The 16,614-nt window shown below is 41.6% G+C and carries 11 protein-coding genes and 1 pseudogene; 6 read left to right on the top strand and 6 right to left on the bottom strand.

Annotated elements, in window-relative coordinates:
- The first annotated feature begins 566 nt into the window (after positions 1-566).
- Positions 567-1,355 carry a hypothetical protein gene (locus tag VSA01S_RS13375; RefSeq protein ID WP_039982372.1) on the top strand — a complete coding sequence of 263 codons (789 nt, stop codon included), beginning with the start codon at positions 567-569 and terminating at the stop codon, positions 1,353-1,355.
- Between the two features lie 179 nt (positions 1,356-1,534).
- On the opposite strand, the gene VSA01S_RS13370 is transcribed toward VSA01S_RS13375, so the two are convergent.
- Entirely contained in the window at positions 1,535-2,101 is a 567-nt protein-coding gene (locus tag VSA01S_RS13370; RefSeq protein WP_039982374.1) for a hypothetical protein, read from the bottom strand.
- 327 nt (positions 2,102-2,428) lie between these two features.
- Here VSA01S_RS13370 and VSA01S_RS13365 point away from each other — a divergent pair, with 327 nt between their 5' ends.
- The 4 genes and pseudogenes from VSA01S_RS13365 to VSA01S_RS13350 all read left to right on the top strand — a co-directional run bounded on the left by VSA01S_RS13365 (position 2,429) and on the right by VSA01S_RS13350 (position 8,521).
- Entirely contained in the window at positions 2,429-3,040 is a 612-nt protein-coding gene (locus VSA01S_RS13365; protein ID WP_227739648.1) for a DedA family protein, read from the top strand.
- 162 nt (positions 3,041-3,202) lie between these two features.
- Positions 3,203-4,549 (top strand): annotated as a pseudogene (locus VSA01S_RS13360) (Na+/H+ antiporter NhaC family protein); the annotation flags it as partial.
- A gap of 371 nt (positions 4,550-4,920) precedes the next feature.
- Positions 4,921-6,663 carry an amidohydrolase gene (locus VSA01S_RS13355; protein WP_039982375.1) on the top strand — a complete coding sequence of 581 codons (1,743 nt, stop codon included), beginning with the start codon at positions 4,921-4,923 and terminating at the stop codon, positions 6,661-6,663.
- A gap of 271 nt (positions 6,664-6,934) precedes the next feature.
- Positions 6,935-8,521, top strand: a complete 1,587-nt coding sequence (locus VSA01S_RS13350) for an alanine/glycine:cation symporter family protein (protein WP_050567407.1) — start codon at positions 6,935-6,937, stop codon at positions 8,519-8,521.
- A gap of 152 nt (positions 8,522-8,673) precedes the next feature.
- Here VSA01S_RS13350 and VSA01S_RS13345 read toward each other — a convergent pair whose 3' ends face one another.
- The 4 genes from VSA01S_RS13345 to guaB all read right to left on the bottom strand — a co-directional run bounded on the left by VSA01S_RS13345 (position 8,674) and on the right by guaB (position 14,501).
- Entirely contained in the window at positions 8,674-9,234 is a 561-nt protein-coding gene (locus VSA01S_RS13345) for an acetate uptake transporter (protein ID WP_039982376.1), read from the bottom strand.
- Positions 9,235-9,410: 176 nt separating this feature from the next.
- A complete protein-coding gene (locus VSA01S_RS13340; RefSeq protein WP_039982378.1) occupies positions 9,411-11,054 on the bottom strand; it encodes a chitinase in 1,644 nt (547 codons plus the stop codon).
- Between the two features lie 267 nt (positions 11,055-11,321).
- On the bottom strand, positions 11,322-12,875 hold the full coding sequence (gene guaA, locus VSA01S_RS13335; RefSeq protein ID WP_039982380.1) for a glutamine-hydrolyzing GMP synthase: 1,554 nt from the start codon (positions 12,873-12,875) through the stop codon (positions 11,322-11,324).
- A 162-nt stretch (positions 12,876-13,037) separates the two neighbouring features.
- Positions 13,038-14,501, bottom strand: a complete 1,464-nt coding sequence (gene guaB, locus VSA01S_RS13330; protein WP_039982381.1) for an IMP dehydrogenase — start codon at positions 14,499-14,501, stop codon at positions 13,038-13,040.
- A 231-nt stretch (positions 14,502-14,732) separates the two neighbouring features.
- Here guaB and xseA point away from each other — a divergent pair, with 231 nt between their 5' ends.
- Positions 14,733-16,064 (top strand): exodeoxyribonuclease VII large subunit, encoded by a 1,332-nt coding sequence (xseA, locus tag VSA01S_RS13325; protein WP_039982382.1) that lies wholly within the window; start codon positions 14,733-14,735, stop codon positions 16,062-16,064.
- Positions 16,065-16,173: 109 nt separating this feature from the next.
- Here xseA and VSA01S_RS13320 read toward each other — a convergent pair whose 3' ends face one another.
- Entirely contained in the window at positions 16,174-16,401 is a 228-nt protein-coding gene (locus VSA01S_RS13320) for a zinc ribbon domain-containing protein (RefSeq protein ID WP_039982383.1), read from the bottom strand.
- Positions 16,402-16,614 lie beyond the last annotated feature (213 nt).

Here is a 16,614-nt window from a genome sequence, read left to right as displayed (position 1 = left end):
TAACTTTTTCTACCTACTGGTAGGTAAAAACGTGAACTTTAGAGTAAATTCCATTATTAACAATGGTTTATTAAACACAAAAAATACAAATTTCCTTAGTACACTCTATTTAGTAAGAAAACTTTGGCTCTCAGGCATAGCAATAATGAGTAGATATAAACTTTCTAAACTGAAGACCATTAACAAAGTATATGAATTAATGGTACCCACTCTTTGAGATCGAAGCACAGATCCAGCTTCTTGAATCAGGTTATTTAGGTATCTAATTCAACAATTTCAATTACCCGTCTTACATAGGTAAAAAATCTAGAACAATGGTTAATTTAACAACGGTCTCTAATTTACCTTCACCATCAAATTATTTGAAGTAAAATATAAAAAAGTTAATATTTCTTTATCAAAGCCAGATTTAAACCACATAAAACCTGACTTCCTCTTATATACAATAAATACGGAATTCTTTATTATTTCATTGGAAATATATTATTCATACAAACATAATTTTATTTATTCTTTATTAATTTAATAATATTAAACTAGGCTATGGTTTTAATTTGAGGCTTATTATGAAAAAAAATATCTTAACGCTACTACTAACAGCATCACCGTTGATCTTTTCACTTAATGCAAATGCTAATATATCAAGCACCAACAATAACCTTTATCCCAGTAAAAATGTGGAACCCATCTGTGTAAACACTAGCAAATATAAGTTCCATCCATTAGAAAATGAAAGTGCCTTACTCAAAACAAATTTCCACAGTACTATCTTTTGGGATAACGAAGTAAAGTCAGGATTTGATTATATCGAAATATCACAGCAAAAATTTGATAATTGGTCCTCTCAATGTGATGAAGGTTTCCACCTAGAAGGTTATATCCCAAGCTTATATAACTTAAGCCTATTTAAGGTTATAGATCCCTCAAGTGGTGCTACTTTTGCACAAGGTGAACCTTCTTTAGTTTGTAAAGACAGCTCAATTAAAGTGTGCGATATCACTTTCAGAATTTTCAGCATTCTAGAAATGCTAAGCAAACAAACAGAAAATCTTGAAGTAAAATCATGGTTCGAAAAGGAAAGGTATCGCTATACAGTGAATGTTGTGGACCAAGAAAACGCTGACCAGACCAGTATCGAAGATCAACCAAGAGTATTCAATATTGCTCTCCAATCATTAAACGCAACTTATTTAACCAAAGATGATGAAGAAGTGAGATTCACTCTTCAACGCCTTGTTATTCATCAAGTAGTTCGAGCAGCTTTAGAGCATTACGAGGACGAACAAGTTATTATTGATATGACAAATCAACTTTTGAGCAATTTAGGTTATAATGACAAACCAAGAAGAACGTAGCTGAAATAAATGACTAGAGAGTCATTGTTATCGAATACAATTGATTTTTACATGAAGCATTGGCATTCCTCTTATGTTCGAATTTAATAAACTACAGGTTTTTAATACTTAACAATTTTTACCTATTTACAAGCGCATTGAAATCAATGCGCTTAATATTTTACTATCACGTTCTAATATTACCACTCATTTATAATTTCAACGTTAACTTTTCGGCCTTCTGCTAACATCGCCAAATTAGTATTTTGTAGTAGTTCATGAGGATAATGTAAAGTTATAATGTTGTCTGACTTTTCTTTAATACTGGAGGAGATTCCATTAATGCCAATATCATCATTAACCATTAAGCTATCGGTTAAGGATTTAGGAATATCAATAGATATGGAAAAGCCATCGTTACCTTTTTCAATCTGTGTTATATGCGCTGTACCTTGAATTATTCCCGTTAATCCGCCACGACCAATGACTTCACCGAAATTAGGATGAATCTCAAGATTTACATACTCTCCTTCTTCTAAATTATCTAATGTTGACGTTGCCAGAGCTCGGTCATGATCAAGATCAAAGTAAACAACATCTCCTTGAATACGTACAACCGTCAAAGAAACGCCATTGACAAGCATTACAGTATCGACATCAACGTCCTGAATTATTTCTTTAGGGAATACAACACCATGCCTTTGGCTTTCTGGACTTTTTGATATCGATTTAATTACACCACGACCTTGAACAATACCTTTAAACATAAATGCCTCCTTGATTAGAGTGATACTGATATAAACAGTGACTACCTTATCGATTCGAAAAAATTCTAGTTGATGGAATTTAAAACACCAAAATTAAAAATATTTATTCATTATTCATCACAACAATTAAAAATAACTAAATGAAAATTAATCTTGAAGTTTAAAAAGTATGACCTATGATCCAATTAGGGTGTATTAGGATTACATCCTTGGAAACTCACCTACTCAATTTTCTTAATCACCTCAAAGATCTCCTACAGTACGCCGCCTTTATTTACTAACATTTGGACTAAATTAATCGGTCACACTCTACTTGGAGAGACATCGTTGGAACATATTCATGAGTTACTTACAGCAATGAAACCACTACTGGAGCAATATGGATATTTTGCTTTGGTGATAAGCATTACCCTTGAAGGCATAGGTATACCGCTACCTGGGCAATCATTAATGATTGCTGCATCAATACTTTCTTCAGAACATAAGATGAGTATCAGCGTTGTTATAGTGGTTTCGTGGTTAAGTTGCTTCTTTGGTAACACCTGTGGCTACCTGATTGGTTATCATTTTGAAAGCTGGTTAGATAAAAAAGGCGATATCTCTGGGCCTAGAATGCAAAAGCTACAAAGTATAATAGAAAAATACGGCCCAGCTTGTTTAGTTATCAGCCGCTTTGTTGAGGGAATGAAACAGTTTATGCCACTTGCCTGCGGTATAGCAAAAATGCCACGTAAAGAGTTTTTAATAGGCAATGCGATCGCAACGACCACTTGGGTTTGTGTTTTCAGTTTGCTCACGCACTTTGCCGTTGAACATCTAAATGTCTTCAGCCAATTCTACAATAGCCACCGCTATATTGTTTGGGCCTGTACTGCATTACTTTTTATAGCGCTGATCTTTTTACTACTCAAAAAAACAAAGAGCCACTATTCTAGGTAATTGATTAAAATTTTTATATTTTTTTGTTTATGCAATCAACGCTAATGTAGTGAAGATATCAAACATGTAAAAAAACAATAGCCATTTAGACGTCTATAGATTGACAATGGCTTTACGTCCGATTAGTCTGCAAGCCTTATTTTTGATTACACTATTGCTCACATGTCTGGTTCTAAAAGCTCTCACCCTATAATTATCCCATCCGCGACTGCACTGCTTCCTTTGTTGCTTTTTTTAAGTTTATTCATTGGTGTGGGTACCTACCTCTCTTTACAGGGAGTTGACTTTGCATTTTATCAAGTTCCTGCACCAATAGCAGCTCTTCCAGCCGTTCTTCTGGCGATGCTACTAAGTAAAGAAAGACTCAACCAAACAATTGAACACTTTATGCGTGGTGTTGGTCACCCTGATATCATTGCCATGTGTATGATCTATTTGTTAGCAGGGGCATTTGCCGCTGTTACTAAAGCCTCAGGCGGTGTCGATGCTACGGTCAATTTAGGTTTATCCGCTATACCAGCTAATCTTATCTTACCTGGAATCTTTTTGATTTCAGCTTTCATAGCGACCTCGATGGGCACCTCAATGGGCACCATTGCTGCTGTTGCTCCAGTAGCATTGGGAATAGCTGAATCTGCAGAAATGAATTCGGCAATTACGGCAGGGGTGGTATTAAGCGGTGCTATGTTTGGTGATAACCTGTCCATCATATCTGACACCACAATTGCAGCAACGCGTTCTCAGGGTTGTGCAATGAAAGATAAATTTAGAGAAAATATATACATTGCTTTACCAGCAGCACTGGTTTCTATCTGTATTTTTTCTTTTTATAGTGATACTGCGCAGCTACCCGGCACAGAGCCCATTGAATGGCTAAAAGTTGTCCCTTATATAGCTATACTTGTTCTTGCTCTTTCTGGCCTTAATGTATTCGTGGTGCTCACCAGTGGTATTTTTCTCGCCGGCATAATCAGCATGCATTATACGTCTCATTATGGGATCACTGATTTCGCTCAAGATATATACACTGGCTTTGGTAACATGCAAGAGATTTTCTTATTATCAATGCTGATCGGTGGTTTAAGTGAGCTGATGAGACGTCAAGGTGGTTTAGCCTTTCTTACCCACTTAGTCAGTCGCGCTATTCACCGTTTCGGCTCTCACTATACTGGTAAAGTAAATACTCAAGCCAGTGAATTAGGTATTGCTGGTTTAGTTTCAATGGTGAACGTCTGTACTGCCAATAATACCGTTGCGATAGTTGTCTCAGGCCATGTCGCTCGAGAATTAGCACAAGAGAATAATGTTACTCCTCGCCGTGCCGCTAGCTTGTTAGATATATTTTCCTGTGTAGTGCAGGGGCTGTTACCCTATGGCGCACAAGTCCTTCTACTAGGTTCAGTCTTTGAACTCTCACCTTTAGAGATCGTCGCTAACTCTTATTACTGCTATGCCTTAATGATTTCAGCGATCATTGCTGTGTTTATTAAACATTCTTCATGTCAAATGACGACAGAGAAAGAGACAGAGACAGAGATAGAGACAGAACAGCAGGAAAACACGGCTAAAAGGCAGTCTCTGTCATAAACGCATATCAACGCTCTCCTCCTTATTTAATGACAAAATAAGGAGGAGACAAGATGGCTTAACTAAAACCGAAGTCATCAATAAAAATCATCGACACATACATTTCTCTCTTGCCCCGAAAATCTTCCAGAAACTTGATTATAATTTATTTATCAATACCTTAAATCAACCAGCTTTAATTAAAAACCGTGATTAATCTCACACTAACATCACCAAGACTTAGATCTCTAAACTAATACACCTGCCGGGAGATGGATTACATTGTTGCCCTATTTGTTTTTTCGGAGCAATTTATGCAATCACTATGGCGTTATGCCTCTCTGTTCCAACTAGTACTCAGTGACATTTTGATCTCATCGCCTGTTCACTCCGCAGTGGAACAAGACCAAAATCAAATCCGCGCTGCTGATCATATTTATTTTGGCGGCGATATACTCACAATGGCGACAGAACAGCCCCAGTATGCTCAAGCGATTGCCACAAAGGGAGAAAAAATTCTCTATGTGGGGACTCATGAGCGAGCGATAACTTATCAAACAGAAAATACCAAACTCACCGATTTAGAAGGGAAAACATTATTGCCCGGTTTTGTCGATCCGCATAGTCACCTCTATGGGGTCGGGCTCCAAGCGATGGTTGCTAATCTATTACCACCTCCCGATGGTGGAGCCAACAAGGTTGAAGAAGTGATAAACATCCTCAAATCAGCCAATGACAACGAGACACAACGGTTATTTATCGACAAAACCGGCTGGATTTTAGGTTTTGGTTACGATGATGCACAACTTGATCGCTACCCTACGAAAGAGGATCTCGATAAAGTCAGTACTGAACACCCCGTGCTTATTATTCATACTTCTGGACATTTGAGTGTCGCCAACAGCAAAGCACTCGAGATTTCTGGTATCAACGCTGATTCACCAAATCCTCCTGGTGGTATCATTCGTCGTAAAGAAGGCAGCCAAGAACCAAGTGGTATTTTGGAGGAAAACGCCCACTTTGCTGTACTTTTCCACTTAGCAACAATCATTGATAGTGAATTGCAAGATAAAATGCTGGAAGCTGCACAAACGATGTATACCCGCTTTGGTTACACAACGGCACAAGAGGGTCGAGCCACCATTGAAAGTTATCAGGCGATAAAAAGAGCGTCTGAAAATGGTTGTTTGTTGATTGATGTCGTTGCCTACCCTGATATGATCTCAAACAGTCACTTCATGGACTCTCCGTATCATTCAAATGATTATAATAAACATTTTCGTATCGGGGGTGTAAAGCTTAACTTTGATGGTTCACCACAAGGTAAAACCGCATGGCTGACCCAACCTTATTTTCATCCTCCCCATGGCCACAACAACGATTATGCGGGTTATTCGACTTTTGAGGATCAACAAGCATATCAATACGTGGAAACGGCTTTTAGCCACGATTGGCAAGTACTCGTTCATGCCAACGGTGATGCGGCCATTGATCAGTTAATCAGGTCGGTTGAATATGCTAACAAAAAGCTAGGTCAGCAAGACCGCAGGCCCGTTTTAATCCACGGGCAAACATTACGTCACGATCAAATCACACGTCTCGGTCAACTCGGTATTTTCCCTTCACTGTTTCCTATGCATACTTTCTATTGGGGAGATTGGCACGCGGAATCTGTTTTAGGCCAACCGAGAGCGGCTTTCATTTCTCCAACTCAAGCAGTGAAAAATGCAGGACTGATGTTCAGTACCCATCATGACGCCCCGGTTGCTTTACCTAACGCGTTCAGAGTGCTTGATGCCACAGTAAATAGAACCACTCGCAGCAATAAAATACTCGGCCCCGATCAAAGAGTAGACGTTTATACCGCACTTCAAGCCATGACAATATGGCCAGCTTATCAGCATTTTGAAGAAAAGAGTAAAGGCAGTTTAACGACAGGAAAGAATGCTGATTTGATTATATTGGATAAAAATCCACTTAAAATATCACCCTCAAACTTAAAAGATCTTAAGGTTGAAACAACCATCAGCCGAGGTCAGATCGTTTATCAAAGATAGCCTTAGTTTACATCTCGGCCGCTGTTTCCTTAGTAGCTGAGATGCCTTTTTTGTTCAATGCCTATAAACAGACATTTCCTCCAATACTCAACAAATAGACAATTTAATCAATTAGATAAAGACATTAAACCCACCAGCAAAATGCCTCTAATGTTGTGCTAAATATCACACAAAAAAAACAACAACACCAAAAAAATTAACATTCTAATCACAAACCAATTAATGTGTTGCTTGAACTACAATCAGAAACGTTCACAACAAGGAAGTGATAATGCAGTCAATCGTTGACTATTTAAATGGCTTTATCTGGAGCCCAGTTCTTATTTATTTATGCCTCGGCGCTGGCCTTTTTTACTCTGTGACCACCCGTTTTGTCCAACTTCGCCATTTCTTTGAAATGTGGCATCTGTTACTTTCAGGTAAGAGCTCTCAAGAAGGGATTTCATCTTTTCAAGCCCTCGCCGTCTCTTTGTCTGGTCGTGTTGGCACCGGAAATATTGCTGGTGTTGCAGCTGCAATTGGATTTGGTGGCCCAGGCGCCATATTCTGGATGTGGACAGTGGCCTTTTTAGGTGCCGCTACAGCCTATGCCGAGTCCACACTGGCACAAATATACAAAGAAAATGATAACGGCGAATTCCGGGGAGGTCCGGCGTATTATTTAGAAAAAGCAATGGGACAAAAGTGGTATGCTTGGATATTCGCTATCGCTACCACCATTGCTTGCGGAGTATTGCTGCCCAGCGTTCAAGCCAATAGCATCGGCAACGCGGTAGAAGCGGCTTTTGGTTCAGGGGAAATGGTTGAAACCGCGATCGGTACTTTTAGCTTTGCTAAAATACTGACGGGGACACTTCTGTGTATTTTGCTGTCTTTCATTATTTTTGGCGGTGTTAAGCGCATTGCTAATTTCACTCAGGTTGTCGTGCCGTTTATGGCATTAGCTTATATTATCTCTGCCTTTGTGATCATTTTACTCAATATCGGAGAAATCCCTCGAATCATTCATTTGATCCTTAATGATGCTTTCACCCCTATGGCTGGAGCGGGAGCGGCAATTGGCTGGGGAGTAAAGCGAGGTATCTATTCTAACGAAGCAGGACAAGGGACAGGCCCCCATGCAGCAGCGGCAGCCAATGTGGCTCACCCAGCACAACAAGGCTTAGTACAAGCATTTTCAATTTATATTGACACCTTACTCGTGTGTTCAGCGACTGCTTTTATGATTCTTATCACAGGAGCTTACAACGTCCAAGGAGCTGTTGAAGGCGCTTTTTTAGTGCAAAATCTGCCCGCAGATATCAGTGCAAATGGACCTCGGTTCACGCAAATTGCCATCGAAACCGCCCTGCCCGGCGTCGGTAAAATGTTTATTGCCATTGCATTGTTCTTCTTTGCCTTCACTTCTATTTTGGCTTATTACTACATTGCAGAAACCAATTTGGCCTACTTGCGACGAAATCTCAAAGCCAATGGCTTCATGTTTATCTTAAAGTTAATGACCCTGTCTGCAGTCTTCTATGGCACGGTAAAAACAGCAGAGCTAGCTTGGGCAATGGGGGATTTAGGCGCAGGCTTAATGGCCTGGCTCAATGTCGTTGGTATCTTAATTATCTTTTTCATGGCCAAACCCGCTCTCATTGCATTAAAAGATTATGAACAACAACAAAAACATGGAGTTAAGAATTATACCTTTGACCCGGTTGCGCTTGGAATAAAGGGAGCAACCTACTGGGAAGAGCAATGTAAACGGAACAAGGCAGAAGAATCGCTCTCAGAGAAGACAACGGTTAACAAACGATATGCTGTCGAGCAAAATGAAACAAAATCACCAGGGTTAACTCCACCGGTGAATTAACTCAATATCGACTGTAAAAAGTCTCGGTGAACAGTTTATCAATAATAGCTCACTGATTTAAATCCTTTTGCTCAAAAGCAAACAAAAAGATGAACAAAAAAGGGTTAGCCAATGCTAACCCTTTTTCATGCTGTTCTAATTTTAACGAGGTGTTATTTCTTTTCACCGATCGGTAAAATCGTACGGCCGTACTCGTTATTAAGTACTTGCGCCATTGCGAAGTAAATCGCGCTTGCACCACAGAAGATACCTTCAAAACCAGCGATAGTGCCGATAAGCGCGCTACCAGTGAAGTCACGAGCTGCAAGCAAGAAGAAGAGAATCGTTAGCGTCGCGAATACCACTTGTTTTGCCACTGGGTAGCAAAGTGAGCCAATAAACATGAAACCAGTGAATACACCCCATAACAATAAGTACCAAGCCATGAAGTTTGCTGGGCTTGCAGGGAATCCCATATGAGGCATCACAAGAAGGCCAACCAAGGTAAGCCAGAATAGGCCGTATGAAGTGAAGGCTGTAGTACCAAATGTATCACCGCGCTTAAAGCACATGATGCCAACAATCACTTGGCTAAGACCACCATAAAAAATACCCATTGCGAGAATCATTGAGTCAAGTGGGAAGAATCCTGCATTATGGATATTAAGCAGAATCGTGGTCATACCGAAACCCATTAGACCTAAAGGCGCTGGGTTAGCCAGTTTAGTAGACATATCTCGTACCTGTTTTCAAAAAAGTTGATAAAAATTGCGCGCGAATTTTAATCGACCCCATAACAAAATCAAAAAGCCGTTTTCGAAAACTTAGATTGCACTAAATAGGCAAAAAAAAAGACTCTGCATAAAACAGAGCCTTATCTCATCAACTTACGATTTAAATAGAATGTTAACTACTGACAAGAGATTTCATCCCAGAACCAGTTGCTCGCAGTTGGTGTGTCCCATAGTCCCGGGCCGTTCTTTGCGATAAAACATTTATTTTGATAAATCACTTTCTCACCATCGGCAACTTGGCTTTGACCTGGTACCCACTCAATAAATGGGCCAGAAACAGGTGGCGTGGGTTCTTGAACAGGAGGCTGCACAACAGGTGTTTCTGAGATTAACTGCCATGGCCCACCTAAACTTGGTTCATCCCCTTGTGTCCACCATTTAGCCTGATAGATAGCACCTTGATATGAAACTTTATCTCCATCATTGTAAATTTTGCCCGCATCCCAAGCAGCAATGCCATCGACTGGTGGAGCAACAGGGTCAACCGGACCTAATTCCTCAACAACTCGTACTTCAGGCCAACCAGCATGAGATTGATAGAAGTTAGTCACACACTTTTCATAATCTCCACCAACCAAAGCAGAGTAAGCCGTTTGAAACCCAACCAGCTCACATTCGAAAGAATGGCCACCTGGGCGATCTGCGTAATACTTCCAGTTACCATCCCAGTTAGTGTAAAGCACGTCCGTTGCACCATTCAGGTTCAAGCTTCCATAAGGAGTCTGTTGCCAGCACGTATTAACTTCATCTGCTTCAACAGGGATTTGATAATGAGCGGATAGCCCTTCCCAATAACGAATGCGGTTGACTGGCTGGCCTTTGTCTTTATTTTGCTCACCACATTCAATACCACCGTTTATTACGTTGATGGTGGTGCCAAAGCCATAGCCAATACCAGCGTCAATTTCACGCTGTGATGGAACCCAAGTTCGGTCGATAACATGCAACATGGCGGGTTTTGGAGCCTGGGGGGTTAAGAAAAACCAGATAGCTGAAGCAAGATTTAACCAAGAATCGGCCACTAAACCAGGGTTCTTTAATAATACCGACGCATCTCCATCAAACATCACTTCGGAAAAAGCACCGTAGTTAAAATGATAAGAAAGCTGCTTCGCGCCTCGGCCAAAATAGCCTTGCCCTGGTTCACAAGGCCAACGTTTGTTTTGCCAATCATTCTGACCACAGCCAGTTGTATAACCTTCCTGACCTTCAGACCAGCCCATTTCTCGCACATGCACCAAAGCTTGTTGCCATTCTTCTAGCCCTTGCGGGTTGTCCGAAACGTTATCGACTGCGATATGCCCGCCTGTTTCTTGAGCAAAGTGTGCGAAAGCAGTCACAATTGACTTTTTACAAATCGCATCTGAATTACGACCATCTGTGTACTCTCCACAAAAGGCTGGGAATTTACCAATCGCACGTAAGAAACGAGTATAGGTATACTCTGGCGCGGCCATTTGAGTGAGGAAATCCCATTCACTTTCAGGAAACACACGTTCAACACGCTTGACGTTTTCTGGGTTACTTGCAGCGCCAGGCAAAATTGCTTCTACGATGGTATTGGAACGTGTCTCTAATGCCTGAGACCAAATCGCATACATAGGATCGGCGGTTTTACTTTGCTCCATAGCTTGTATGTCAGCACGAGCAACGACATAACCATTTGGGTTATCTGGATCAGGTTGGATATTCATACTGGCATGAGCTTGTGCCATAAAAATACAGCTTAGCGCTAAGGACAAATGCTTGAATGCGAACATGTCTGGTCTCCGTATTTAACAATACAAAATAAAGTGGTTTACCAGACTTATAGTGAACGATATACGGAATGTAGAATGTGACCCTGCATATATTCTGCGAGAGACCCTACATTTAAAATTTCCAATACTTAATAATCATCACAAAATAATACTTTTAATGATTGAGTTTGAACGGCATGCTTCAGTATTTATTTGAGAATTGCCCCTCGCTTCGTCAAAAAAACCAGCCCGAAGGCTGGTTTTTATTTTGATATAACTAACAGGGTATTATTCCCATTCGATTGTCGCTGGTGGCTTACCAGAGATGTCGTAAACCACGCGAGAAATACCGTCAACTTCGTTAATGATTCGGTTAGAAACCTTACCTAAGAAGTCGTATGGTAGGTGCGCCCAGTGTGCAGTCATAAAGTCGATCGTTTCTACCGCACGCAAAGATACAACCCAATCGTACTTACGACCATCGCCCATTACACCGACAGAACGAACAGGTAGGAATACCGTGAACGCTTGAGAGACTTTATTGTATAGGTCTGCAGCGTGTAACTCTTCAATGAAGATAGCGTCTGCACGACGTAGCAAGTCACAGTACTCTTTCTTGATTTCACCAAGAACACGAACACCTAGACCTGGACCTGGGAATGGGTGGCGGTAAAGCATATTGTACGGAAGACCAAGCTCTAGACCGATTTTACGAACTTCATCTTTGAACAGCTCACGTAGTGGCTCAACAAGTCCCATTTCCATATCATCTGGAAGACCTCCCACGTTGTGGTGTGATTTGATTACGTGTGCTTTACCTGTCTTAGATGCTGCAGATTCAATAACGTCTGGGTAAATTGTACCTTGAGCTAACCATTTCGCGTTTTTCAGCTTCTTAGATTCTTCATCAAATACGTCTACAAACACGTGGCCGATTGTTTTACGCTTATCTTCTGGATCCGCTTTGCCTTCCAGTGCGTTTAGGAAACGTTCTTCTGCGTCAACTTTGATGATGTTCAGGCCGAACTTGTCGCCGAACATATCCATAACTTGTTGACCTTCGTTTAGGCGAAGCAAACCGTTATCTACGAATACACACGTTAGCTTTTCACCGATTGCACGGTGAACCAGCATCGCTACGACCGATGAATCAACACCACCAGATAGACCTAGGATAACTTCATCGTCACCGACTTGCTCTTTAATACGAGCAACTGCGTCTTCGATGATAGATTCAGAAGTCCATAGACGCTCACAGCCACATACGCCAAGAACAAAGTTCTCTAGCATTTGAAGGCCACCCTTGGTGTGTGTTACTTCTGGGTGGAACTGAACGCCGTAGTATTTCTTCTCTTCGTTCGCCATCGCAGCATACGGACATGTATCTGTCTCACCAACTTTTACGAAGTCTTCAGGAATTTCTATAACTTTGTCACCATGGCTCATCCAAACATCTTGAGTGAGTTCAAGATCTTTAAACAGTGCAGACTCACCAGACATTTTAACTTGTGCATAGCCGAATTCACGTTCAGTAGAACCCGCTACTTTCCCCCCTAGCTGCTCAGCCATAGTTTGCATGCCGTAACATACACCTAGCACTGGCACACCAGAGTCAAATACATATTGAGGAGCGCGTGGAGAGTTGTCTTCGGTTACGCTTTCTGGGCCTCCAGATAGGATGATACCGTCTGGATTGAATTCACGAATATCAGCTTCTTCAACGTCCCAGCTCCACAGTTCACAGTAAACACCGATTTCACGTACACGGCGAGCTACTAGCTGAGTGTACTGAGAACCGAAGTCCAAGATCAGAATACGTTGGTCATGAATATTTTTAGTCATTTTGAGCAGTCTTATAAGCTAGTTGTAAAAATGGAGGTGATAAACTCACCTCTTATTTATGCTTTTAGGAAAAATAGAACTTACTTTCCGGCCTTGGTAATTATTTTTATGACAGTATTTCGCTTAACAGCATCGGCTTGATAAGCGAATTCACTGGTCAGATTAACCTAGACGGTAGTTTGGCGCTTCTTTGGTAATTTGAACGTCGTGTACGTGTGACTCAGCCATGCCTGCGCCTGAGATACGAACAAATTCAGCTTTAGTACGCATATCTTCAATCGTTGCTGAGCCCGTCAGCCCCATACTTGAACGTAGACCGCCCATTTGTTGGTGTACGATTTCTTTTAGACGACCTTTGTAAGCGATACGACCTTCGATACCTTCTGGTACTAGCTTGTCTGCTGCATTGTCAGACTGGAAGTAACGGTCAGATGAACCTTGGGACATTGCACCAAGAGAGCCCATACCGCGGTAAGATTTGTAAGAACGACCATTGTAAAGAATCACTTCACCCGGAGCTTCTTCTGTACCAGCAAACATAGAACCTACCATCACGCACGAAGCACCAGCAACAATAGCTTTACAGATATCACCAGAGAAACGAATGCCTCCGTCAGCAATAACTGGAATTCCGTATGAGTTTGCTACTTCTGCTGCATCTGCAATTGCAGTTACTTGAGGTACGCCAACACCTGTTACGATACGAGTTGTACAGATTGAGCCTGGACCGATACCTACTTTCACCGCGCTAACGCCTGCTTCAATAAGTGCTTTAGCACCCGCACCTGTTGCAACGTTACCGCCGATGATATCTAGTTCTGGGTAAGCTGCGCGAGTTTCGCGGATACGGTTTAAAACCCCTTCTGAGTGGCCGTGTGAAGAATCGATAAGTAAAACGTCAACACCAGCGTCAACCAATGCAGCAACACGTTCTTCATTACCAGCGCCAGCACCGACAGCTGCTCCAACACGAAGACGTCCACGCTCATCTTTACAAGCATTTGGCTTACGTTCTGCTTTATGGAAATCTTTTGCTGTAATCATTCCTGTCAGTTGGAACTCATCGTTCACAACTAATACTTTTTCCACACGAGCTTCATGCATTTTTTCTTGAACTTCTTCACGAGTTGCCCCTTCTTTAACCGCAGCAAGGCTTTCTTTTGCTGTCATAACAGAAGACACTTTTTTCGTAAGGTCAGTAACAAAGCGTACATCACGCCCCGTAATAATACCTACAAGCTCATTATTCTCAGCGACCACTGGAAAACCAGCAAATCCATGTTTTTCAGTCAATTCAACAACATCAGCAATGGTTGCATCTGGGTGAACGGTAACAGGATCTGTGACCACTCCAGATTCAAACTTCTTAACTTTACGAACTTCAGCGGCTTGCTGCTCAATTGACATATTTTTGTGGATAAAGCCAATGCCACCTTCCTGCGCAAGCGCGATGGCCAAACGAGCTTCCGTTACGGTATCCATCGAGGCAGAAATCATAGGGATGTTCAAACGAATGTTTTTCGTTAGCTGAGTGCGAAGATCAGCAGTATTAGGGAGAACAGTGGAGTGAGCTGGCACGAGTAATACATCATCGAATGTCAGCGCTTCTTTGGCAATTCTTAGCATTTGCAATATCTCACAATTAGAGGAGTAAAAAGAAAAATCCAATCTCATCGTTTCGCATAATGAGGATAACTTTTTTAGTTTGTAAGTTACATTTGGATTAGATATTGCGGAGGGAGTATACGTTTAAGGTTCTCACTTTGCCAGATTTTTTTTATTTTTTTTCTTGCATTTACCCCCTTGCTATGTATTATATTGCCGCTAACTTCCATACTCACGTCTACGAGATTAGTTGTGCTCTCCCAAAGCAATAAAAACATCTTCACTGTTTCTCGTCTTAATGCCGAAGTACGTCTTTTACTCGAAAACGAAATGGGAATTATTTGGCTGGTCGGTGAAATATCTAACTTTTCTGCGCCTGTCTCTGGCCACTGGTATCTGACACTCAAAGACTCACGTGCTCAAGTAAAATGCGCCATGTTTCGTGGTAACAATCGCCGAGTCACTTTTAAACCCGTCAACGGTAATCAAGTTTTAGTCAAAGCTCGTCTCTCTCTGTATGAACCGCGTGGTGATTATCAGTTAATCATTGAGAGTATGCAGCCTGAAGGTGATGGCCGCCTACAGCAAGAGTTCGAAGCACTAAAAATGACCTTGGCTGGCGAAGGTTTGTTTGCTCAAACCAACAAAAAGCCCCTACCGGAACACCCTAGACAAGTTGGCGTGATCACCTCTAAAACCGGGGCTGCTCTCTTCGACATTCTAGATGTATTAAAACGTAGAGATCCCTCACTGCCTGTCGTGGTTTATCCAACCATGGTGCAAGGTGAGGAAGCTGCCATTCAAATTGCTCAAGCCATTGGCCGTGCCAACAGCCGCAATGAATGCGATGTCCTCATTGTCGGAAGAGGTGGTGGTTCTTTAGAAGATCTATGGTGCTTTAATAACGAAATTCTTGCTCGTACTATTGCTGCGAGTAGTATTCCGATCATCAGTGCTGTGGGCCACGAGGTCGACGTTACCATTGCCGATTTCGTTGCAGATATGCGAGCACCGACACCTTCAGCTGCAGCAGAACTCGTCAGCAGAGACAATAGCCATAAAGATCAAGCCTTAATGACGCGTTCGCACAAGCTGGCCAGTGCAATGCGCCACTATCTGTCAGGATTGAAGCAGAAGACACAACAACAAATACATCGTCTTGAACGCCAGCACCCTAACCATCAACTGCAACGCCAAACGCAACAACTGGATGAACTCGATGTACGTCTACAGCGTGCTATCCAGCGTTTGATTACCTCTCAACAGCAAAAATTAGAACGAAAACAACACCGTTTAGCACTAGTTTCTCCTGTCAGTCGCTTGGCTGAGCAACAAGCACAACTTGCTCATACTGAACAAAAACTGGTTGATGCTATGCAACGTCAATTACTGACGACTCGCCATCAACTGGCAATCGCAGCGGAAAAGCTCGATACTGTGAGCCCTCTAGCCACCCTCAAACGTGGTTATTCAATCACTCAGACTCAGCAAGGAAACGTTGTCACTCAAATCTCCGATGTGAAGTCTGGGGATGTGTTAGTCACTCGCTTATCTGATGGCGAATTGCATTCTACCGTACAATAACCCACCACTATAGTTTACCTAAGCCAGCCTGTTTTGGGCTAACACAGCTTAATAAAAACTAGGGAAATAGATATCTCGATAAGTCTGATATCTTGTTTTTGAACAAGTTTTATTGGCGTATTTTCTGCCATTGAAGTCGAACACGTGATTTCGATTTAAGTTCATTACAGTGATGACAAAAATAGCTGGCAGCACCACAAGCTTGAAGCTTCTCCAGTTCTGCATCGCAGTCTGGGCAAAAAGCGACTTTTTTATAATCTAACTCGCATAAACTGCAACGATAATGACCTTTCCAGACCAATTCATTAGTGCAAATGGGACAAATGTCTGATGCCATGATCTTATCCTTTACATCGTAATTTCTTAACGAGTATCAACCACTTTCAATGGCTCAACCTTGATCTGCATCACATCTCTTCGTCATTAAAGATCGTCTAATATATAAAAGATCATTAAGCCGATCTTCGGATATTACCTCAATGATCAGCGATCACCCCTAAAAAGAATATTTATATAACCACATGCCGAAAGCATAAGTTACATGTTCTGC

This window comes from Vibrio sagamiensis NBRC 104589, assembly GCF_007990935.1.
Taxonomy (GTDB): Bacteria; Pseudomonadota; Gammaproteobacteria; order Enterobacterales; family Vibrionaceae; genus Vibrio; species Vibrio sagamiensis.
This window is presented reverse-complemented; position numbering and strand designations above follow the sequence as displayed.

Coding starts and splice junctions, on each gene's coding strand:
- VSA01S_RS13375 (WP_039982372.1), top strand. CDS start 567: ATGAAAAAAAATATCTTAACGCTACTACTAACAGCATCACCGTTGATC.
- VSA01S_RS13370 (WP_039982374.1), bottom strand. CDS start 2,101: ATGTTTAAAGGTATTGTTCAAGGTCGTGGTGTAATTAAATCGATATCA.
- VSA01S_RS13355 (WP_039982375.1), top strand. CDS start 4,921: ATGCAATCACTATGGCGTTATGCCTCTCTGTTCCAACTAGTACTCAGT.
- VSA01S_RS13350 (WP_050567407.1), top strand. CDS start 6,935: ATGCAGTCAATCGTTGACTATTTAAATGGCTTTATCTGGAGCCCAGTT.
- VSA01S_RS13345 (WP_039982376.1), bottom strand. CDS start 9,234: ATGTCTACTAAACTGGCTAACCCAGCGCCTTTAGGTCTAATGGGTTTC.
- VSA01S_RS13340 (WP_039982378.1), bottom strand. CDS start 11,054: ATGTTCGCATTCAAGCATTTGTCCTTAGCGCTAAGCTGTATTTTTATG.
- guaA (WP_039982380.1), bottom strand. CDS start 12,875: ATGACTAAAAATATTCATGACCAACGTATTCTGATCTTGGACTTCGGT.
- guaB (WP_039982381.1), bottom strand. CDS start 14,501: ATGCTAAGAATTGCCAAAGAAGCGCTGACATTCGATGATGTATTACTC.
- VSA01S_RS13320 (WP_039982383.1), bottom strand. CDS start 16,401: ATGGCATCAGACATTTGTCCCATTTGCACTAATGAATTGGTCTGGAAA.